This window comes from Aquaspirillum sp. LM1 (assembly GCF_002002905.1).
GTDB lineage: Bacteria > Pseudomonadota > Gammaproteobacteria > Burkholderiales > Aquaspirillaceae > Rivihabitans.
Window position 1 is genome coordinate 3,557,143 of sequence record NZ_CP019509.1, and the last position, 20,679, is coordinate 3,577,821.

The following is a 20,679-nucleotide window of genomic DNA, read 5'->3' on the forward strand; positions in this document are numbered from 1 at the left end:
TCACGGCGACAACCCGGGTTCGCGCATGCGTTTCCGGGCCGCGCCACGGTATTTACAACCAAGGCCGCAGCCATGACCAAACCACATGCTGCAACTGATTTGGCCAACGTTGTAACGCCCACTGTAGGGCGAAAGCCCAGATGGTGAAGGTAATCACAACCAGATTCACCCGCAACCAATAGCGCACAGGGATCGCCAGGCGGCGCAATTCCGCCTTTAATTCATCAGAATACCCTTTGTGAAAATCCCCTGCTCCTTCCAATGCTTTGCCATGGGCGGCCCGAATCGGGTAAGCCGTCAGCAGCAGCACCAGCAAGCAGATAGCCAGCAGCCACAGCAAACCATAGCGCACACCTAAAGTCGGCAGCGGAAAATGGCCATAGGCAACTGTTACCCAGTGCGGAAACAGCGCTTGCACATCTTTAGGCAAATAAGCCGCCAGTAGCCAGCTGATAAAGCCCACCCACACCGATAATAAACTGGATTGTACGGCCCAAGTGGTCCAGTAAGCGGTTTTATGGCGCATTTCTTCATCATTGGCCCACAGCACCGGGCTGAGTAGCAATGCCACCGGTCCCCATAGCCAGGCGCTGGCTTTGAGGTTCCAGCGGTAGAGCAAGGCGGGGAGATAAATTAGGGTAACTAGGGTTGTAAGAAGCATATATTCGATTATATTGTCACGAACTCCACGCTCCATTTTCTGTTCAAGCATTCTCTCTAAACGTTCAAACAGTCCTTTCAATGTAAGATCATTGTCAACCTCTCCTGCTCCGGGTAAAAGTTCCGGTAGATGGCGTGCGTCAATGATGCAAACTGTTTCGTGCCAATTACGCGGGAAAGTGGCTAAGCCCGAACGCCAATATTGAAGGGTTGCCCAAAGGCGGATGAATATAGTGCGGACTAAGAGACCGAGGTTAATGGCTGACATTACTACTAGAAGTGCGAACTGTGCCAGAATTATGGTGCCTATATCCGTAATTGCAGCCATGGCCATGCCAGTAACTGTACCTGCGCCAGTAAGCGTACCCGCAGCTGAAGCTACAACTGAAGCTACAACTGAAGCCACAGTTGAAGTTGCAAATGTAACCGAAGATGAAACCATAACCGCAGCCATACTTGTAACCGCAACTGCAACCATACCTGCAACCACAACGAAAACCCACGTCAGCGTTGCTCCTCGCCACAATATCTCCCAGCCGGTTTGCCCTAACAGGAAGTACTGCATTCCCCAGTAGCTTAGCCCCACCGTTAGACAAGCGGACAGCAGCCCGATGAGCCATTTCTGAGCAGTAGATATTTCTTCTGCTCCCCCTATGTCCTCCCAATACTCCCACAACATCGTCTTTCCCGCCGCCACTGATTCCGGTGAGCGCAGTAATAACACCGGAGCTGCCATCAGCCCGATGAGGGTGAGCCAGGGCCAGGGGGAAATACTGCTTAACCACCAAAAAAAGGCCGTGGCCAGGGGAATTTCCAGCAGCGCCAGTACGGAAATCTGTCCGCGTTGGATGGAGTTATCGCTGCTGATCCAAACCCAGCGAGATTCCTTTACGTTTTCACTCATAGACATCTCGACGATAAAATGAACAATTTATGATAAAGCGGTGTCAAATAGGGCGTGGTCGGGCTGCACGCTTAGGGGTACGCTGATTTATTCAGAACAATCTGTTTTGCTAAAAGTTAACGTTCAGCAAAATCAAATTCCTGGATTTCTGCTTTCGCGGGAATGATGATTTTTTCAGCGTGTTCTTGATATTGCAATCAGGGTCTCCGCACTCGAATGACATACAGCAGAAAAATAGAAGGTTTGCACAAAATTTAAGCAGCACCTATGGTGCAGACAGCCCAAGAAACGGCGCTGCCGCTCAAAACCATCTTGACTTATTTCGATATCGCAAAAAACGGGAGGTTCACCCCGCTTGACAGATGCTTTTTTGGTGCTTTTCTGCCTAAAATTTGTGCAAAACGGCCTGTTTTTACAATATCCATTCCGAGTGCGGAGGCCATGATATTGCAATACGGCTGAAGCTGGGCGCTGGGCGTTTGTATGCCCGTCCCCGTCAAATTTTTTTGCTGCGTGCGGCTGGTGTTTCGCTTCAGCTGACAACTGGGTCTTGCTGGCAGCGGCAAGCGCGCATGCCGCCAGTATTCACCCCCACTCCGCGTTCAACGCACACGCCGCCGCCAGTGGATCCTCCGCGTCAAACACCCCGCCAATCACCGCCAGCATATCCGCACCGGCTGCGACAATCTCGCGCGCATTGGCCGGGGTGATGCCGCCAATCGCCACCCGTGGTACGCCCAGTGCAGCGCTGTCGGCAAACAGGCTGAGCGGCGCACGCACGGCGTTCGGTTTGGTGGCAGACGGGCAGACGGCACCAAAGGCCACATAATCGGCACCAGCGGCGACGGCGGCGTGCGCCAGCGCCAGCTGGTCGTAGCACGACGCGCCCAGGATGGCGTGTTTGCCCAGGCGGGCGCGGGCGGCGGCGATGTCGCCGTCGTCGCGGCCCAGGTGTACCCCATCGGCCCCCACCTGCTCGGCCAGCGCCACGTCATCGTTGATGATCAGCCCGACGCCGGCGGTGCGGGTGAGCACGCGCAGGGTGTGCGCCTGCGCCAGGCGCAGGGCGGGGTCGGTGGATTTGTTGCGGTATTGCAGCAGCGCTGGCCGGGCGGCCAGCACCTGTTCACAGGCGGCAAACAGCGCCGCGCTGTCTGCACTGTCCGGGGTGATCAGATACAGCCCGCAGCGGGGCAGGGTGTCAGGCCAGGCCATCGGCTTCTCCTGCGGGGTCGTCTTCGGCAGGGGCTTCGCCGCGCGCCCAGAACAGCCGGTCGGGGATGGCCTGGCCCATGCCGGGGCGGAAGGCGTGATTCAGGGTTTCCCAGGTGTAGGCTTGCGCTTCACGCACGGCGTCGGGCAGGGGCAGGCCGTTGGCCAGGGTGCCGGCAATGGCCGAGGCCAGCGTGCAGCCAGAGCCATGGTAGCTGCCGGGTAGGCGCGGCCAGGTTTCCCGCGACACCATGCCATTGCCGTGGTACAGGGTGTTGCACACTTTCACCGTGTTGTCGTGGGTGCCGGTAATCAGCACATACTGTGCGCCGGCGTCCAGCAGGCGCTGGGCGGCGGTGGCCAGCGGCAGGTCGTCTTCTTCGTCCGGGTCGTTGGCGGCCAGCCGGCGCGCTTCGATGCAGTTGGGGGTAATCAGCGTGGTCAGCGGCAGCAGCATTTCCCGGATGGCGTCGCGCAGTTCTTCGTTGGCCAGCTCATCGCCGCCGCCCGAGGCCAGCACCGGGTCGAGGATCAGCGGCACATCCGGGTAGTCGGCGGCAATTTCGGCAATCACGGCGGCGTTTTCCACGCTGCCGATCATGCCCACCTTGAACACGGCAACGGGCATGTCTTCCAGTAAAAACCGTGCCTGGTCAGACACTTGGTCGGCTTCCATTACCCAGAAATTTTCCACGCCACGCGTGTCCTGGACGGTCAGGGCGGTAATCACCGACAGCGGATGGCAGCCCAGGCTGGCCAGGGTGAGGATGTCGGCCTGAATGCCGGCGCCACCGGAAGGGTCAGACCCCGCCAATGTCATGACAATCGGCGGAAATTCGGCAACTTGGGTCAAGGTGGATTCTCGAACGGGGTGAACAATGTAGAATTTCATTTTACCTGTCCGACTCCGGAGCAACCACATGAAAACCTGGATGTGCCTTATTTGCGGTTTTATTTACGATGAAGCACAAGGCCGCCCCGAAGATGGCATTGCGCCAGGAACCCACTGGGAAGACGTGCCGATGAACTGGACTTGCCCGGATTGCGGTGCCCGCAAGGACGATTTCGAGATGATCGAAATCTGATCGACTGCCTGCCTGAGGAACGCTGATGGCCTACCTGTACCTGAAAGCCCTGCACCTGTTTTTTGTCGTGGCCTGGTTTGCCGGGCTGTTTTATCTGCCACGCATTTTTGTCAACCTGGCCATGGCCGGCGACATGGTGGAGCTGGCCCGGCTTAAGCTGATGGCCAGCAAGCTGTACCGCTTTATGACCCCGCTGGGCCTGATTGCGCTGGCGCTGGGCCTGGTGCTGTGGCTGGGTTACGGCGTGACTGGCGGCTGGCTGCATGCCAAGCTCACCCTGGTGGGCGGGCTGGTGGTTTATCACATTGCCTGCCGCCAGCTGTTGCAGGTGTTTTTGGCGGATGGCAATACCCGCAGCCACACCTGGTTTCGCGTGTTCAATGAGCTGCCGGTGCTGCTGCTGCTGGCCATTGTCATTCTGGTGATTGTCAAACCTTTTTAACTGCCATAGCCGGCTGTTTGCTGGTGTAGCAAGGAGTTGCCTGCATGGCAATGGAAATTGAACGCCGCTTTCTGGTCAGCGGCGACGGCTGGCGCACTGCGCCAGGCCGGGTGCTGAAGCAGGGGTTCATTGCGGTGTCGCGCGAGCGGGTGGTGCGGGTGCGCATCGACGGCGACACGGCCTGGCTGACCATCAAGGCGATGGTCACCCATACGTCGCGTCATGAATTCGAATACGCCATTCCGATGGCGGATGCCCAGACCATGCTCGACACCTTGTGTCCGGCGGTGATGGAAAAACTGCGCCGCCGGGTGACGGTGGGCAGCCATGTCTGGGAGGTGGATGAATTTTTTGGCGACAACGCGGGTCTGGTGCTGGCCGAAGTGGAACTGGCGCAGGAGGACGAAGCGTTTGTCACGCCAGACTGGCTGGGCGAGGAAGTCACCCAGGATGGCCGTTATACCAATGCCCATTTGAGCCAGCACCCGTATGGCCACTGGCCGGCGTGAGCCCCGATTGATTGTGTTTTTTCAGGAATATTTTTTATGAGCCGCAACCACACCTTATTTGAACGCGCCCGCCAGACCATTCCCGGTGGGGTCAACTCGCCAGTGCGCGCCTTTGGCAGCGTGGGCGGCACGCCGCTGTTTTTTCAGCGCGGCAACGGTGCCTATCTGTGGGATGCCGACAACACCCAGTACATCGACTATGTGGGCTCGTGGGGCCCGGCCATTGTCGGCCACGCCCACCCGGAGGTGATTGCCGCCGTGCAGGCGGCCGTGGTGAATGGCCTGTCGTTTGGCGCACCCACCGAAGCCGAAATCCTGATTGCCGAAGAAATCGTCAAGCTGGTGCCGTCGATTGAATCCGTGCGCCTGGTGTCGTCCGGCACTGAAGCCACCATGAGCGCTATTCGCCTGGCGCGCGGCTTTACTGGCCGGGACAAGATCGTCAAGTTTGAAGGCTGTTACCACGGCCATTCTGATAGCTTGCTGGTGAAGGCGGGTTCTGGCCTGCTGACCTTTGGCACGCCCAGCTCGGGTGGTGTACCGGCGGATTTCACCCGCCACACCCTGGTGCTGGAATACAACAACGTCGAACAACTGACGCAAACCTTTGCCGAGCTGGGCGACCAGCTGGCCTGCGTGATTCTGGAGCCGTTTGCCGGCAATATGAATCTGATCCGCCCCAGCGCCGAGTTTGTTGCCGCGCTGCGCGAGCTGTGCACCCGCCATGGCACGGTGCTGATTTACGACGAAGTGATGACCGGTTTCCGCGTGGCGCTGGGCGGCGCGCAGGAACTGCACGGCATTCGTCCGGACCTGACCACGCTGGGCAAGGTGGTGGGCGGCGGCATGCCGATTGGCGCGTTTGGTGGCCGCGCCGACATCATGGCCTGCATCGCCCCGCTGGGCTCGGTGTATCAGGCCGGCACGCTGTCGGGCAATCCGGTGGCGGTGGCTGCCGGGCTGACCACGCTCAAGCTGATCCAGGCCGAGGGCTTCCATGCCCGCTTGGGCGAGCGCACCCGCCAGCTGGTCGATGGCCTGGCCGCTGCCGCCCGCGAGACGGGTGTGACGTGCAGCACCGACAGCGTCGGTGGCATGTTCGGGCTGTATTTCACCGCTCAGGTGCCGCGCAGCTACGCCGAGGTGATGCAGGCCAACCGCGAGCAGTTCAACCGCTTCTTCCACGCCATGCTGGCCGAAGGCGTGTATCTGGCTCCGTCGGCGTTCGAGGCCGGGTTTGTCTCTGCCGCGCACAGCGAAGCCGATATCGACGCCACCGTGGCGGCAGCTCGCCGCGCGTTTGCCAAACTGGCCTGATTGTCCACTGGTGTCTCCATGCCGGGTGCGTCGTGCCAGATGGGCGACGCACCCGGTGTTTTTATGGGGAGCTTAGGGATGGGCTACGGCTCGCGCCGACGAAACGCCCACGCTCCGGCCAGCACGGTGAAGGTGGCCACCATCAGCACCAGTATCCAGAAGCCGTGGGGATTGTCCGCCAGCGGAATGCCGCCCACGTTCATGCCAAACAGGCCGGCCACCATATTGATGGGCAGCGCCAGCACGGTGACCAGGGTGAGCATGAACAAGGTGCGGTTGCCCTGTTCGTTTAACTGGGCGGCCAGCTCTTCCTGCAGCAGCTTCAGCCGTTCAACCAGCGCGCTCAGATCGCTGAGCACCACGGCAAATTCTTCGGTGGACTGGCGCAGGCCTTGTACCGCGTCGTGGTCCAGCCAGGCGGGCGGACGGTTGAGCAGGCGAAACAGCGCGGCAGGCTCTGGGGCCAGCAAGCGCTGCAGGCGCACCAGCACCCGGCGCATGCTGGCCAGGTCGGCGCGGCTATGGCGCAGGCGCTGGGCCAGCAGACGGTCTTCGATGCCATCCACGCTTTGCGAGGTTTCCCGCACAATCTGCATCAGCACATCGGCCTGACCACGCAGCAGATGCACCAGCAGATCCACCGGCGAGGTGAACACTTCCCCGCGCTTGACTGCCGCCCGCACCGTGTCCACCGAGCGCAAGGGTTTCAGCCGGGCGGTAATCAGGGTGTGCGGGTCGGCGTATACCCATAGCGAGGAGACTTCCACGGTGGCGCAGCCAAAGGTAAAAATCACATCGTTGATCACCGCCAGCAGCGCGTCGCCATCCAGGTGCTCAATCCGGGTGGACGCCGGCCCTTCGCGCAGGCCCTGGTAAAACGCTTCTGGCAGATTCAGGTGGGTGCGCAGCCATTTTTCGCTGCCGCTGTGCGCCAGATTCAGATGCAGCCAGACAAACCGTCCATCTCCGGCTTCTCCTTCGCCCAGACCCTCCAGCAGCTGTGCTGCCGGCATTTCAACCCCTGCCGCCGCCGGGTGAAAACGAAAGCCATAAATCAGCCCGGTCTGCTCGGTGCTGTAATGGGCCAGCTGTTCAGGGCCGCGCATGGCCACCCCCTTCGTTTGACAATGGGGCCAGCCTGCCAGAAATGTATGACAAAATGATGGGCGCAGGAGGGTTGGGTGTGACTGGGCTGGCATGGACGCAACACCTCTTGCGCCCATGCCAGCCCCATGCGATGCTTGCCCATCGGCAAAGCAGGCCTGACCGGTGTATGCTGGATGCCTTGCCATTTACAAGCGCTTGTCTGCGCCCCGGATATCGTGTCCTGGCGCACGGCAACTGAATCTTCCGTGGCCACAAGGAACCCGTACCATGCAGTTTGATGAAGTCAAACCCGAACACTTTTCCACCATCTCCCGTGACCCGTTCCCGCATATCCTGATCGACCGTGCGTTGATGCAGGTCGGCGGCAATGATTCCCGCGCGGCCAAGTTCCGCACCGACGCACTGGCCGCTGCCGGCTGGGCGCACAGCAATCTGGTGCCGTTTGGCCGCTACCCGGACCAGGCCGCTGCCGCATTCAACCGCCTGCGTGCCGCGCTGGAAATCACCGAGAAACCGGCGCAAGTGCTGGCCGAACTGGCCAAGCTGGGTTAAGGCGCATGACTTCCTTGCCCGGCGCGTTGGCGCTGGGCCGGGGCGTCGTGGCAGCAAGCTGTTCACAAGCTGGCAAATGATTGCTAGAATGCCTGCTTCTGTCTGAAGCACTCAGACCGGCGCCGGTATAGCTCAGTTGGTAGAGCAGCGCATTCGTAATGCGAAGGTCGGGGGTTCGACTCCTCTTACCGGCACCAAGTATCCAGCCAAAACGGCGCATCACACTTACATTGGTGTGATGCGCCGTTTTGCTTTTCCCCGCTCCGTTCCCGTGTCACACAACGCACGCCAGTGCACAGCCTGTCCATTTTGCATGATCACGCGCATACTTCTTGCACGCTCTGCCTGTCCATGCTGAACGAGGCCTGATCATGTCTGATTGTTTACTGCGTTTGCCGCTGACCCGACACAGCCAACCCTATCTGTGCCAGGTGCGTTATGGGTTTTTCCGTAATGGTATGCCCTGTTATCTGGTGGAAATGTTCGACGCCCAGCACACCCTGCTGGCGGTGGTGCAGGTGCATCCGCGTGATGCTGTGCATTCCCATCGCCCTGAAGAACTGGATGAACTGATCCGGCGGGTGTGCATCAGTGACTGGTTGCAGGCGTTTGATCAGTTGATGGTGCAGGCCGCGCGGGGCGAGGCGGTGTTGCCGGCATGGTTCAATCTGGGCTTTGAGCAGCTGTGAGCGTGGCGGCGGGCCAGCGGCTGCTGATTGATCTGGATGGCGTGCTGGCGGATTTTGATCTGGGCTTTGTCCGCGCCTGGCAGGCGCTGGGCGGTGAGCGCCCGCTGGTGGCTCCTGCTACGCGCCGGCATTTTCATCTGTGCGACGATTACCCGGCCATCTGGCGCGATGCGGTGACGGCCACCATTGCTCAGCCGGGGTTTTACCGTCAGCTGCCGCCCATGCCGGGGGCGCAGGCCGTGCTGGCGCAGCTGGCGCGGCAAGGGTATGCCCTGACCGTCTGCACCTCGCCGGGGCCATCGCTGGCCGAGCGGCAGGGCTGGCTGGCCGAGCACTTTGGCCCGGCGCTGGCCGCCAGCATGCTGGCGCTGGCCGACAAAACCCTGGCCGATGGTGACTGGCTGATCGACGACAATCCACACCCCTATGGCGCGCAGCCGCCGCGCTGGCAGCATGTGCTGTTTGACCAGCCGTATAATCGCCACCTACCCGGCCCCCGCGTGAGCTGGCTCAACTGGCCGACACACTGGCCGCCGATTCAGACGCTGGCCTGATTGGGCGAGTGTCCGGTTGGCGTGCAGCAAGCTGGTGTTTGGCATACGGGCCTGTTTAAATACACGGTATCCGTATTGCTTGCCGCAAAGGCTTTGCCATGACCACTCTGCCCGACCCGCCGTCTCTTTCGGCCCGCGCCACCGAGCTGGAAACTGCCGCCGCTCCGCTGGTGGCGCACTGGAACGCCTCGCTGGCTGCCCATGTGCTGTATCTGGCGCTCAACCTCAAATGCATGGCCGACTCGCGTCATTTGCCCCGGCTGGCCGAAGCGGCCAAGGGGCTGGTGCATTTTTTACATCACCGGATGAACCAGGGCCACGGCACGGTGGACATGCACTTTGCCGACGAGCTGCGCACCCGGCTGAGCATGATTGTCCAGTATGCCGCGCCGTCGGTGAAGGTGACGCCGATTGCCCACTCCCGCATTGGTCAGGTCAGTCTGCTGGCCCCGCAGGGCGACGATGCGCCGCTGGCGCGCCATCTGGAAAACTTTGGTATTCCGGTGCAGCGCTTCACCACGGTGTCGGGGCTGGCCGAAGCCGCCAGCCAGCAGGTGCCGGCGGCCGTGATTGTGCTGGGTGACCCACACGCCAACAATAATCATCTGTCGCATGTGCTGGCTGCGCTCAAGCACAGTGTGCTGCCGGAAAGCGTGATGCTGATTCTGTCACCGGACAGCAGCTTTGACGCGCGTCTGGCGGCGGTGCGCGCGGGCGCACGCGGGTTTTTGCCGTGGCCCTGCCCGTTCAGCGAGGTGCTGGACACGCTGACACCGCTGCTGGCCCGTGATGATCCGGTGCCGCTGCGGGTGCTGCTGGTGGAAGACATGGAATCGCTGGCCAGTTTTTACGCCACCGTGCTGGCCGAGCGCGGCATGGACAGCCGGGTAGTGAGCAACCCGCACACCCTGCTGGATACCATCATCACTTACCGGCCCGACCTGATTCTGCTGGATATGGCGCTGCCGGAGTGTTCCGGGCTGGAACTGGCCGGGGTGATTCGTCAGCAGCGTTATCTGGACAATATCCCCATTCTGTTCGTCACCAGCGAGAAACAGCGTCCGCGCCATCTGGATGCCCACGATATTGGCGTGGACGGGTTTCTGGTCAAGCCGGTGCCGGCGGATGTGCTGGCGATGACCGTGATGGCGCGGGCGCGTCGCCACCGCCGGCTGGCCGGGCATATCACCACCGACAGCCTGACTGGCCTGCTGAATCATTCACAGCTGCTGTCGCAGCTGGATATGGAATTGGCGCGTACCCTGCGCCAGCACGAGGTACTGTCGTTTGCCCTGCTTAATATCGACCACTTCAAGGATGTCAACGATACCCACGGCCATCCATCCGGCGACCAGGTGCTGCGCACGCTGGCGCGGATTCTGCGCGAGCGGCTGCGGCGCAGCGATATTGTGGGCCGCTTGGGTGGCGATGAATTTGGCGTGATCATGCCGGCCACGGAACCGGGCGAGGCCAAGGTGCTGCTGGAAAGCCTGATGGCGGCGTTTCGCCGGGTGGCGCACAGCGCCGACACGGCCACCTTCTGGCTGGGTTTTCGTGCCGGGGTGAGCTCCACCCATGGCGGGCAGGCATCGCGCACCTTGTTGGCCCAGGCGGCCCAGGCGGTGCAGCAGGCCAAGCTGGCGGGGGGTGAGCAGGTGTGGCTGGCCGACGTTGAGGCGCAGCCAGTGGCTGCACCGGTGGCGGGCGATGCCGGCACTGCGTGACAAGCCGGCGCATGGCACCGGCTGGCGGGTTTACTCGGTTTCTGGCGCGACGGGCTCACCCGGACGCGCCACATGCAGGCGCACATTCTTGTCCGACAGAATCGGCAGCAGTTCCACCGGCGGGTCGTCGTCGGTGAACACATCGTTCACCTCGCTGATATGGCACAGCTTCATCATGGCGTTGCGGCCAAACTTGCTGGAATCCACTGCCAGGTAACGCTGGCGGGCATTTTTCATCATCGCCTGGGCGGCGCGGACTTCGCGGTAGTCGTAGTCCATCAGCGAGCCATCCAGATCCACCCCGGATGCGCCGACAATGGCGTAATCGACGCGGAACTGTTCAATCATGTCCAGCGTGGCCACCCCGGTAATGCCGCCATCCTTGTGTCGCACCACACCGCCGGTGATGATGATTTCAAAATCCTGGCGGCGGGTCAGCACGGTGGCGACATTGATGCAATTGGTGACGATGCGCAGGTGCTTGTGGGTATTGCACAGCGCGCGCGCCACGGCTTCGATGGTGGTGCCAATATTCATGAACAGCGAGGCGTCGTCAGGAATATGGCTGGCCACCAGTTCACCGATACGGGCTTTTTCGGCTTGATGCTTGACCTTGCGCACCGAGTATTCTTCGTTTTCCACACTCGGGCCAAGGGCGGCGCCACCGTGAAAGCGGCGCAGCAGGTTTTCTTCGGAAAGCTGGTTGATGTCGCGGCGAATGGTTTGCGGCGTAACATCCAGACGGCGGGCGAGTTCTTCAATCGGCATGAAGCCGTTGGCACGGATCAGCTTGAGAATTTGCTCGTGACGGGGCAGGCGATTCATGAGAAATGAGGAGGGGTTGGTCGCGAAAAGACCTTTCGGTTTTAGCACGAAAAACACGATGGGCGCAAATCAGCCCAGGCAAAACGGCGCAAAACTGCAACTTTCTTTTCAGAAATGAACCTTTTTGGCCTGTGTGCTGTGTTTTGCCCCTTCGGTGTCGTGCCGTGCGCTGTGCGCTGGCCCTCGGGTGGGTCACCCCGCTGAGATGGCCCACCGGCCTGTGTGGCACGGGTTTTACCCCAGCGCAAAGGCCAGCCCAGCCTGCACATGCAGCGCAGCGGTGTCGTATAGCGGCAGACAGGCGTCGTCCGGGCCAAGCAGCAGGCCGATTTCGGTACAGCCCAGAATCACCGCTTCAGCACCAGCGCCGGCCAGCTGGGTAATCACCTGCTGGTAGGTTTCACGTGAAACATCACGCACCACCCCCTGGCACAATTCGTCGAAGATAATCTGGTGAACCTGATCGCGCGCGGGGGCGTCTGGCGTGACCACCTCCAGGCCGCGCTGGCGCAGGTGCTCAATCAGGAACGGCTGTTCCATGGTGTAGCGCGTGCCCAGCAGCCCGGCACGGCGCACGCCAGCTGCCAGTAGGGCATCGGCCACCACGTCACCGATGTGCAGCAGCGGCACCGAGACGGCGCGGGCAATCTGGTCGGCCACTTTGTGCATGGTATTGGTGGCAATCAGGATGGCGTCGGCCCCGGCGTGTTCCAGCCCGGCGGCCAGCTGCGCCAGATGGTCGCCTGCGGCCTGCCAGTCCCCTGCTTGCTGGTAGGCCACGATGTCGGCAAAGTCCACACTGGCCAGCAGCAGTTTGGCCGAGTGTTGCCCGCCCAGTCGGGCGCGCACGCCCTGGTTGAACAAGCGGTAGTACACCGTGGTGGATTCCCAGCTCATGCCGCCGAGTATGCCGAGGGTTTTCATTTGCCATCCTTGTGCTGTGAGGTGATCTGGCTACCTTAGCGCGGGCGGCAAGCGTTGCCCAGACACAGTGGGTGCGGCACTGTGCTGTTTCCCGGCCAGCACAGCACGGCCATCAGCGCTGGCTGGCGTCGGCAATCGCCAGCACCAGGTAGCGCTTGGGCGTGTCCTTGCCGCGTCGGCCCCGTTTGCCGGTAAAGTCGGCCAGCGCCAGTTTCACTTCATCCAGCCGCCCCGAGCGTGGGGTTTGCACCGACAGCAGCGCCCGGCCACTGTGTACCACGCCAAGCGCCACCACGCTTTCGCCGGGCTCCAGCGGCATCAGCTGCAAGCCGCGCCCGCGCGCCATCTGCTTGAGCTCGTCCAGCGCAAACGCCAGCACCCGGCTGGCCGAGCTGGCCACCACCAGCTGGCTGTGCGCCGGCAGGCTGGCGGCCAGCGGCAGCGGTGGCAGCGCGGTTTCGTCGGCTTCCACACTGAGGAAAGCTTTGCCCGCCTTGACCCGGCTGACCATGTCCTTGAGCTGGGTGGTAAAGCCATAACCGCCAGAACTGGCCACCAGATAGCGGCTGTCGTCGGCAGCCGATAGCACGGCCACCACCTTGGCCTGCTCCTGAATCTCCACCAGCGAGGTCAGCGGTACGCCGTCGCCGCGCCCGGTGGGCACGTCGCTGCTGTCCAGCGTATAGCTGCGGCCACGGCTGTCGAGCACCACCACGGGGTGGATGGTGCGGGTTTCCACCACCTGGCCGAAGGCGTCGCCATCTTTGAAGGTGAGCGTGCTGGTGTCCACATGGTGACCGCTGCGGGCACGAATCCAGCCGTTGCGCGACACAATCAGGCTGATGGCTTCGTCGGCCACGGTTTGCGTCAGCACTGCTTTGTCGGCGGGTTTGATTTCGCTGCGGCGGGCGTCGCCGTAGCGGGCGGCGTCGGCGTTGATTTCATCGGTCATCAGCCCACGGCGGGCGTCGGGATTGTCGAGCAGATGACGCAGGCTGCCGGCTTCGCCGCGCAGGGCGTCCAGTTCTTTTTCCAGCTTGAAGCCTTCCAGCCGGGCCAGCTGGCGCAGACGGATGTCGAGGATGTCTTCTGCCTGCACGTCAGACAGGCCAAAGCGCTGCATCAGCTCCGGCTTGGGTTCATCTGCTTCGCGAATGACGTGAATCACGTCTTCGATATGCAGGAACACCGTCATCCGGCCTTCCAGAATATGCATGCGCTGGTTGACCTTGCTCAGCCGGTGCGCCAGCCGGCGGGTCAGCGTGGCCATGCGGAAGTCCAGCCATTCGCTGAGGATGGACTTCAGGTCTTTCTGCCGGGGCCGGCCATCCAGGCCGATCATCACCAGATTCATTGACACATTGCATTCCAGGCTGGTCTGCGCCAGCAGCAAGGTGATGAAGGCTTCCGGATCCTGCCGGCTGGATTTGGGCTCGAACACCAGCCGCACCGGCTGTTGCTGGTCGGATTCGTCGCGCACCCGATCCAGCTGCGCCAGCATCAGCCCCTTGAGGTTTTGCTGTTCGGCGGACAGGGCTTTTTTGCCAGGGCGGACTTTCGGGTTGGTCAGCTCTTCAATTTCGGCCAGCACTTTTTGCGATGACGTGCCCGGCGGTAGCTCGTTGACCACCACCCGCCACTGGTTGCGCGCCAGCCGTTCGATGGTCCAGCGCGCCCGCACCCGCACACTGCCACGCCCGCTATGGTAAGCCTGGCGAATGTCGGCTGCCGGGGTGATGATGCGCCCGCCGCCGGGAAAATCCGGCCCGGGAATCAGCGTCAGCAGCTGGTCCAGGCTCAGTTCCGGCTGATGCAGCAAGGCCACTGCCGCGCTGGCCACTTCACGCAGATTGTGCGGCGGGATTTCTGTGGCCAGGCCCACGGCAATGCCGGATGCGCCATTGAGCAGCACCATGGGCAGGCGCGCCGGCAACAGCTGCGGCTCTTCAAAGGCACCGTCGTAGTTGGGAATGAATTCCACCGTGCCCTGGTCCAGCTCGCTGAGCAGCAGTTCGGCAATCGGCGTCAGCCGCGCTTCGGTGTAACGCATGGCGGCGGCACCGTCGCCGTCGCGGCTGCCAAAATTGCCCTGGCCGTCAATCAGCGGGTAGCGCATGACAAAATCCTGGGCCAGCCGCACCATGGCCTCGTAGGCCGAGCTGTCGCCGTGCGGATGGTATTTGCCCAGAATTTCACCCACCACTCGCGCCGATTTCACATGCTTGGCTCCGGCGGTCAGGCCCATTTCTTTCATGGCGTACAAGATGCGTCGTTGCACCGGCTTTTGCCCGTCGGCAACCTCCGGCAGGGCCCGGCCCTTGACCACGCTCATGGCGTATTCCAGATAGGCGCGCTCGGCGTAGGCATCCAGCGCCAGGGTATCATCGCCCCCGGCTGCCGGGGCGGATAAAGGATCGAACTGCTTGCTCATGAATTCAGGACTTCACAGGAGAACTGGCGTGCGCGCCAGAGGTAACACACAGGGGGACGCCCAGGGAGGGCCATGGCCGCGATTGTAGCGGGAGCTGGCAAGAATCACCATGTGCGTGCGGTCAGCAGTCGGGTGTTGCCTGAGTGACATACGTTGGTTTGAACGGCGATGCATGGTGTTCCACGTGGAACAGGATGCTACCGGATGCTACGATGCCGGGCTGAAATCATCTGATGTGGTGAGACCCCGATGTCTGTTGAACTGTCCTGGCACCTGTGCCGTTTTACCGAATTGTCTGTGGATGCTTTGTATGCCTTGTTACGCTTGCGCGACCAGGTGTTTGTGGTCGAGCAGGACTCGGTATACGGCGATGTGGATAACCTTGATCCGCTGGCCTGGCATGTGCAGGGCCTGGCCGCATCTGGGGCGTTGTTGGCCTACGCCAGGGTGTTGCCGCCGGGGGTGAAGGACACGCAGGCGGTGTGCATTGGCCGGGTGGTGGTAGCCGCAGCGGCGCGCGGTCTGGGCCTGGGGTCAGTATTGCTCGATCAGGCGCTGGCGTGCGCTGCACAACAGTGGCCGGAGGGGGCGATCATGCTGTCGGCGCAATGTGACAAGCAGGCGATGTACGCCCGACGCGGTTTTGTCGCCGAAGGGGAACCTTACGACGACGGCGGGGTGTGGCATGTCACCATGCGTCGGGCCGGATGATTGCTGCCTGCTGCCGGTTCTGCGTATGATGGCCGATTGATCACCTTGCCTGTGTGCGGAAAGCCCGAGCCCAATCATGTCGACGGATGCTGTTGAATCTCCCACGTATTTTGTTCACCCGCTGGCGGATGTGCAAACAAGCCAGATTGGCGCACATAGCAAGATCTGGCAGTTTTGCGTGGTGTTGGCCGGCGCGCGGATTGGCCGTAACTGCAATATCTGCTCGCATGGTTTTATTGAGAACCAGGTGGTGATCGGTGACGATGTCACAGTGAAAAACGGTGTGTATCTGTACGATGGTATTACCCTGGAAGACCAGGTGTTTATCGGCCCGAACGCCACGTTTACCAACGACAAGACCCCGCGCTCAAAGGTGTATCCCGAGGCGTTCCCGACCACGCTGGTCAAGCGTGGCGCTTCCATCGGCGGCGGCGCGGTGATTTTGCCGGGGGTGACCATTGGGGAATACGCGATGATTGGTGCCGGGGCCGTGGTGACCCGGGACGTGCCGGCCCATGCCACGGTGGTGGGCAATCCGGCTCGCCTGCACGCTCAGGGCTGATGACTTCGGTTTATGGCCGATATGCTTCTGCGCTTAGCCCATGCCGCGCCAGCTTGTCGTACAGGGTTTTGCGCGGTGTGCGCAGCAGTTCGGCGGCCTGCGCCACCTGGCCGTGGCACTGGCGCAGGGCAGCGATGATCAGCTGTTTTTCTGCGTCATCCACCTGTTCGGCCAGAGAGGCGCTGCCCAGGGATGCGCTGGCGGGAGCCTCTGCCGCCAGCGCATCCGGCAGGCCAAGTGCCCAGCGTTCGGCCATGTTTTTCAGTTCGCGCACATTGCCTGGCCAATCGTAGCCGGCCCAGCGCGCCAGATCCGCCGGCGTCCAGTCGGCCAGCGGGCGCTGGTAGCGTACCGCCGCGTCGTGCAGGAACGTGGCCATCAGCAGCGGAATATCCTCACGACGTTCGCGCAGCGGCGGGATGTCCAGGCTGACCACATTCAGCCGGTAAAGCAGATCGGCACGAAACTGGCCGGCGTCAGCTGCGGCTTTCAGGTTCACCTTGCTGGCCGCCACCACCCGACAATCCAGCGTAATGCTGTGATTGCTGCCCAGCCGCTCCAGCTGGCGCTCCTGCAGCACGCGCAACAGCTTCACCTGCAGATTCAGCGGCATGCTTTCAATTTCATCCAGAAACAGCGTGCCGCCGCTGGCGTGCTCGATCCGGCCAATCCGCCGTTTTCCGGCGCTGGTGAACGCGCCGGCTTCGTGGCCGAACAGCTCGCTTTCAAATACGGTTTCCAGCAGTGCGCCGCAATTGATTGCCACAAACGGTCCACGCCGGCCACTGGCTTCGTGAATCGCTCTGGCGACCACTTCCTTGCCGCAGCCGGTTTCACCATTGAGCAAAATATCCACCCCGGTGGCAGCCAGTGTGCTGACCAGCTGGCGGATGCGCTGCATGGCGGGCGACTGGCCAATCATCCGCGCCACGGCGCTGACGCCCACTTGCTCGCGCAGCTGGCGGTTTTCTTCAATCAGCGCGCGTTTTTCCAGCGCGCTGCGCACGGCGGCAACCAGCCGTTCTGATGGAAACGGTTTTTCAATAAAATCGTGCGCGCCTTCCCGCATGGCCGCCACCGCCATGGCCACATCGCCGTGGCCGGTCATCAGCAGCACTGGCAGGTTGCGGTCCAGCTGGCGCAGCTCGCGCAGCACTGCCAGGCCATCGCGGCCTGGCAAGCGCACATCGCTGACCACCAGCGCCGGGCGTGCGCCTGCCGCCAGCGCCGCCAGCAGGGCTTCTGCATCGGCAAAGCCGCGCACCGGAATATCGGCAATCGACAGCGCCTGTTCACAGCCTTTGCGCACGGCGCGGTCGTCTTCAATCAGGAATACTTCAACAGGCATCATCATGGTGGGCACGGGTGGGGAATGTCGTGTTTATCCTAGCCGGCAATGGACTCTGGGGCTACTCTGGCCACGTTGAAATACGCGGGAGTGTTCATCATGTCGGTTGTGGGTCACGTCGAATGGTCTGCCAGGGTGTGCTGGCTGTTACGGGGCATGGCGGTGTTGGGGCTGGTGCTACCCTGGGGATTTTATGTGTATGACTTCAGTCAGGGCGGCAGCTTGGCGATGTTTTGGCTGAAGGCCACGGCCAATCCGGTAGCGACGGCGATTACCCTGGATGTGTATCTGGCAGCGCTGGCGTTCAGTGTGTGGGTGCTGGCCGAGCGGCGCACGCGGCACCCGTGGCGCGTGGTGGTGGTGTGCTTTGCAGTGGGCTTGGCGTGTGCGTTGCCTTGGTATCTCGCCGGGCGGCTGGAATCGCAAGGGCGCGAAGAGGGACGTTTTGCTGTGCGCGAACCTGATTGAGCTAGGGTAATTCATCAACCCAGATGCAGGCCCACTTGCAGCGGCCAGTGTGGGGCGTGAGGGGGCTGGGGCGCGCGGAGTTCGCGCAGCGGTGCACCGGCCAGGCGGCGCAGTTCGCGAGCCATGTGCGACTGATCAAAAAAACCATGGTGTACGGCCAGGTCGGCACCCGTACCGGGTGTGCGCAATGCCGCCAGCAGGGTGGCTTGCATGCGCTGGGTGGCTTGGTATTGCTTGGGCGTGAGCCCCAGCATGGCCTGGCTGCGTCGTTGCAGTTGGCGCAGGCTGAGCCCCAGCATGGGCGGAGTGGCGGCCAGTGGGGCGCTGGCTAAGGCTTGGATGAGTTGCTGGCAGGCATGCAGGTTGGCCTGGTGGCGTGGGGCGTGCAGGATCGGGCGTAGCGCGGAAAACAGCCGTGCCAGCCGCTCGGTGTCGTCGGGCGCTTCGGCCAGTTGTTGGTGGGTATGCCGCCAGTGGGCGGCATCGGGCAAGGTATCCAGCGGCAGTGTGCATCCAGCCAGCCCGGTCAGGCTGCCACCCAGCAGGCAGGGCAGCGCCGCTGGGCGCAAGATCAAACCCAAGACCTGCACTGCACCCAGGTGTAGATAGGCGCGCGGTTGGGCGTGGGGCAGGATGAGCGCATTTGCCGGCAGCGGCTGGCCGTCGGCTTGATGGACATCACCCGCCAGCCGCATGGTGAGCATGCCGTCGCTGAGTGCCGGAAACTGGCTGGCGTGTAGCGCGCTATCGCCATGCAAGGCCACGCCTGCCTGTACCCAGGGGGCCAGATCCGGTGGTGGGGACATAATCAGCAACATGGGTGTGCCGCTCCGTGTGTTATTCAGCAGTGGCCAGCGGCAGGGTCAACACAAATTCTGCACCGCCGTCGGCCATATTATGTGCGCTAAGCCCACCTCCGTAGCTTTCTGCGATGGTCAGCGAAATCACCAACCCAAGGCCCAGGCCTTCGCCCACCGGCTTGGTGGTGTAAAACGGCTCGAACAAATGCTGCTGGGCCTCTGCCGACAAGCCAGGGCCGTAATCGCGCACGCTCAGCCGCACCCATGTGCCATCGGCATCTACGCGCACTTCCACCTGTGGCGTGGGTTGATCGTGCATCGCATCCAGGCTGTTGCGCAGCAGATTGACCAGCACCTGTTCCAGCCGGCCTGCTTCGGCCAGCACCTGTAATTCGCCGGCTGGTTCCACGTGAAACACTGCACCCAGCTCGCGGCGGCGCGGCTCGACGATCAATCGTGCATGGTCAATGGCTGCTGCCACCCGCACCGGCTGCGGTGTGGGCGCTTCTTTGCGGGCAAAGCTTTTTAGCTGGCGCACGATCTGCCCGGTGCGGGCAATCAGCTCGCTGATCATTTGCAGATTGTCGGCCACCTCGGCATGCCGGCCACGCGCCAGCAGCGCCTGGGCGTTGTCGGCAAAGGTTTGCAGTGCCGCCAGCGGCTGGTTCAGCTCATGGCTGATGCCCGCCGACATCTGACCCAGCGTGGCCAGCTTGCCTGCCTGCACCGCCGCGTCGCGGGTTTCGCGCAAAATTGCCTTGGTGCGTTCCAGCGCGTTGATTTGCTCGGTCAGGTCGGCGGTGCGTGCGGCGATGCGGTCTTCCAGCTCGGCGTACACCCGGCGCAGCTCGTCGCGCCGCCGCCGGCGGTGGCGCAAGTGGGCGGCCAGGCCCAATACAAAGGCGCTGGCAAACACGCTGGCCGCACCCACCGCCCAGGCCGCAGCGCGCGCCTCGCTGGGGTCGCCCAGTTGCACCAGCCGCCAGCCTTGTCCACCGACGGGGCGGCTGTGCACCAGCCAGTCGCGCGCGGGGGCATCGGCCAGCGCCAACCGCACGGGTGTGGCGGGGTTTAGCGGCACGGGGTGATTGGCCAGAGGGGGAATCGGCTGGCCGCCGTATTGGCGCGTGCTGGCCAGCCGCGTGGCCGTGGCGGCCAGCAGCGGCGTCAGTGTGTGATAACGCAAGCGACGTGCCGACGACAAAAACACCACGCCGTCGCCATCGGCCAGCAGCAGGGTGTTGCCGGCACCGGCCAGTGCGCGTTCCAGCGCGTCCAGATTCAGCTTGAGCGCCACCACCCCGCGCACCTGATTGCCCTCGCGCACCGGTGCCGCCAGAAAATACCCCGGCTCGCCGGTGGTGACGCCCACCCCATAAAACCGCCCCAAGCCGCCGGCCAGCGCCTCGCGAAAATACGGTCGGAACGCGTATTGGTGGCCCACAAAGCTTTGCGGCAGCCGCCAGTTGCTGGCTGCCAGCGTGCGCCCATCTGCCGCCAGCAAATAAGCCACCGCCACCGCTGCGCCTTGCTGAGCCGCTTCCAGGTAGGCATTGGCCGCTGCTTGCCGCGCCAGATTGTCCGGCTCGCGCAACAGCGCCAGCAAGGAAGGGTCCAGCGCCAAGAGACCGGGCAGGGATTCATGCCGCGATAGCGCTGCCTCCAGCGACAGGGCCAGGCCGTCCAGCTGCTGGGCGCTGGCCTGGCGCTCGCGCGCCAGATTGGCATTCAGGGTCAGTTGATAGCCGGCTTCACCCAGCAGGATGCAGGCAGCGGCAGCCAGCAGCAGCGCAGGCAGGCGAGAGTTCAGGAACATGACGGGCTTTCACGGGCATCTGTTGCAGCATCGGGCAGA

Annotated in this window: 21 protein-coding genes and 1 tRNA gene; 12 read left to right on the top strand and 10 right to left on the bottom strand. The window is 62.5% G+C overall.

Annotated elements, in window-relative coordinates:
• Positions 1-52 precede the first annotated feature (52 nt).
• The 3 genes from BXU06_RS17535 to BXU06_RS15430 all read right to left on the bottom strand — a co-directional run bounded on the left by BXU06_RS17535 (position 53) and on the right by BXU06_RS15430 (position 3,596).
• Positions 53-1,564, bottom strand: a complete 1,512-nt coding sequence (locus BXU06_RS17535) for a hypothetical protein (protein WP_150125234.1) — start codon at positions 1,562-1,564, stop codon at positions 53-55.
• Between the two features lie 585 nt (positions 1,565-2,149).
• Entirely contained in the window at positions 2,150-2,779 is a 630-nt protein-coding gene (gene thiE, locus BXU06_RS15425) for a thiamine phosphate synthase (protein ID WP_077301597.1), read from the bottom strand.
• Entirely contained in the window at positions 2,766-3,596 is an 831-nt protein-coding gene (locus BXU06_RS15430) for a hydroxymethylpyrimidine/phosphomethylpyrimidine kinase (protein WP_374754334.1), read from the bottom strand. The genes thiE and BXU06_RS15430 overlap by 14 nt, the downstream gene beginning before the upstream one ends.
• Before the next feature lie 100 nt (positions 3,597-3,696).
• On the opposite strand from BXU06_RS15430, the gene BXU06_RS15435 reads away from it, so the two are divergent.
• Genes BXU06_RS15435 through hemL form a run of 4 tightly spaced genes read left to right on the top strand, consistent with a single transcriptional unit; the run spans position 3,697 to position 6,129 of the window.
• Entirely contained in the window at positions 3,697-3,861 is a 165-nt protein-coding gene (locus BXU06_RS15435) for a rubredoxin (protein ID WP_077301603.1), read from the top strand.
• Between the two features lie 25 nt (positions 3,862-3,886).
• The gene (locus tag BXU06_RS15440) at positions 3,887-4,303 is read left to right on the top strand and encodes a CopD family protein (protein ID WP_077301605.1); all 417 of its coding nucleotides are present in this window, start codon (positions 3,887-3,889) and stop codon (positions 4,301-4,303) included.
• 44 nt (positions 4,304-4,347) lie between these two features.
• Entirely contained in the window at positions 4,348-4,812 is a 465-nt protein-coding gene (locus BXU06_RS15445) for a CYTH domain-containing protein (RefSeq protein WP_077301608.1), read from the top strand.
• 36 nt (positions 4,813-4,848) lie between these two features.
• Complete coding sequence (gene hemL, locus BXU06_RS15450) at positions 4,849-6,129, top strand: glutamate-1-semialdehyde 2,1-aminomutase (RefSeq protein ID WP_077301611.1); 1,281 nt, start codon at positions 4,849-4,851, stop codon at positions 6,127-6,129.
• An 83-nt stretch (positions 6,130-6,212) separates the two neighbouring features.
• Here hemL and BXU06_RS15455 read toward each other — a convergent pair whose 3' ends face one another.
• Positions 6,213-7,235, bottom strand: coding sequence for a transporter (locus BXU06_RS15455; protein ID WP_077301614.1), 1,023 nt, complete (start codon positions 7,233-7,235; stop codon positions 6,213-6,215).
• 268 nt (positions 7,236-7,503) lie between these two features.
• Here BXU06_RS15455 and BXU06_RS15460 point away from each other — a divergent pair, with 268 nt between their 5' ends.
• The 5 genes from BXU06_RS15460 (at position 7,504) to BXU06_RS15480 (ending at position 10,755) form a co-directional block, all read left to right on the top strand.
• Complete coding sequence (locus BXU06_RS15460) at positions 7,504-7,788, top strand: hypothetical protein (protein WP_077301617.1); 285 nt, start codon at positions 7,504-7,506, stop codon at positions 7,786-7,788.
• A gap of 121 nt (positions 7,789-7,909) precedes the next feature.
• Positions 7,910-7,985, top strand: a tRNA-Thr gene (locus BXU06_RS15465).
• Between the two features lie 174 nt (positions 7,986-8,159).
• Positions 8,160-8,477 carry a hypothetical protein gene (locus tag BXU06_RS15470; protein WP_150125235.1) on the top strand — a complete coding sequence of 106 codons (318 nt, stop codon included), beginning with the start codon at positions 8,160-8,162 and terminating at the stop codon, positions 8,475-8,477.
• Positions 8,474-9,031 carry a hypothetical protein gene (locus BXU06_RS15475; RefSeq protein WP_077301623.1) on the top strand — a complete coding sequence of 186 codons (558 nt, stop codon included), beginning with the start codon at positions 8,474-8,476 and terminating at the stop codon, positions 9,029-9,031. The genes BXU06_RS15470 and BXU06_RS15475 overlap by 4 nt, the downstream gene beginning before the upstream one ends.
• 98 nt (positions 9,032-9,129) lie before the next feature.
• Positions 9,130-10,755 (top strand): diguanylate cyclase domain-containing protein, encoded by a 1,626-nt coding sequence (locus tag BXU06_RS15480; protein ID WP_077301626.1) that lies wholly within the window; start codon positions 9,130-9,132, stop codon positions 10,753-10,755.
• A 30-nt stretch (positions 10,756-10,785) separates the two neighbouring features.
• On the opposite strand, the gene BXU06_RS15485 is transcribed toward BXU06_RS15480, so the two are convergent.
• The 3 genes from BXU06_RS15485 to parC form a co-directional block, all read right to left on the bottom strand.
• Positions 10,786-11,580 carry a DeoR/GlpR family DNA-binding transcription regulator gene (locus BXU06_RS15485; protein WP_077301629.1) on the bottom strand — a complete coding sequence of 265 codons (795 nt, stop codon included), beginning with the start codon at positions 11,578-11,580 and terminating at the stop codon, positions 10,786-10,788.
• 234 nt (positions 11,581-11,814) lie between these two features.
• On the bottom strand, positions 11,815-12,504 hold the full coding sequence (locus BXU06_RS15490; protein WP_077301632.1) for an aspartate/glutamate racemase family protein: 690 nt from the start codon (positions 12,502-12,504) through the stop codon (positions 11,815-11,817).
• Between the two features lie 112 nt (positions 12,505-12,616).
• Positions 12,617-14,935, bottom strand: coding sequence for a DNA topoisomerase IV subunit A (parC, locus tag BXU06_RS15495; RefSeq protein WP_077301635.1), 2,319 nt, complete (start codon positions 14,933-14,935; stop codon positions 12,617-12,619).
• A gap of 249 nt (positions 14,936-15,184) precedes the next feature.
• Here parC and BXU06_RS15500 point away from each other — a divergent pair, with 249 nt between their 5' ends.
• Together BXU06_RS15500 and BXU06_RS18525 are read left to right on the top strand one after the other, a co-directional pair.
• Complete coding sequence (locus BXU06_RS15500) at positions 15,185-15,646, top strand: GNAT family N-acetyltransferase (RefSeq protein WP_077301638.1); 462 nt, start codon at positions 15,185-15,187, stop codon at positions 15,644-15,646.
• Positions 15,647-15,722: 76 nt separating this feature from the next.
• Entirely contained in the window at positions 15,723-16,208 is a 486-nt protein-coding gene (locus BXU06_RS18525; RefSeq protein ID WP_077301641.1) for an acyltransferase, read from the top strand.
• 10 nt (positions 16,209-16,218) lie between these two features.
• Here the strand turns inward: BXU06_RS18525 and BXU06_RS15510 are convergent, their stop codons facing one another.
• A complete protein-coding gene (locus BXU06_RS15510; protein WP_171982242.1) occupies positions 16,219-17,562 on the bottom strand; it encodes a sigma-54 dependent transcriptional regulator in 1,344 nt (447 codons plus the stop codon).
• Positions 17,563-17,655: 93 nt separating this feature from the next.
• On the opposite strand from BXU06_RS15510, the gene BXU06_RS15515 reads away from it, so the two are divergent.
• Positions 17,656-18,024: a DUF2834 domain-containing protein gene (locus tag BXU06_RS15515; protein WP_077302969.1), complete on the top strand. Its 369-nt coding sequence runs from the start codon at positions 17,656-17,658 to the stop codon at positions 18,022-18,024.
• 14 nt (positions 18,025-18,038) lie between these two features.
• On the opposite strand, the gene BXU06_RS15520 is transcribed toward BXU06_RS15515, so the two are convergent.
• The gene (locus tag BXU06_RS15520; protein WP_077301644.1) at positions 18,039-18,842 is read right to left on the bottom strand and encodes a helix-turn-helix domain-containing protein; all 804 of its coding nucleotides are present in this window, start codon (positions 18,840-18,842) and stop codon (positions 18,039-18,041) included.
• Between the two features lie 19 nt (positions 18,843-18,861).
• Entirely contained in the window at positions 18,862-20,640 is a 1,779-nt protein-coding gene (locus BXU06_RS15525) for an ATP-binding protein (protein ID WP_077301647.1), read from the bottom strand.
• Positions 20,641-20,679 lie beyond the last annotated feature (39 nt).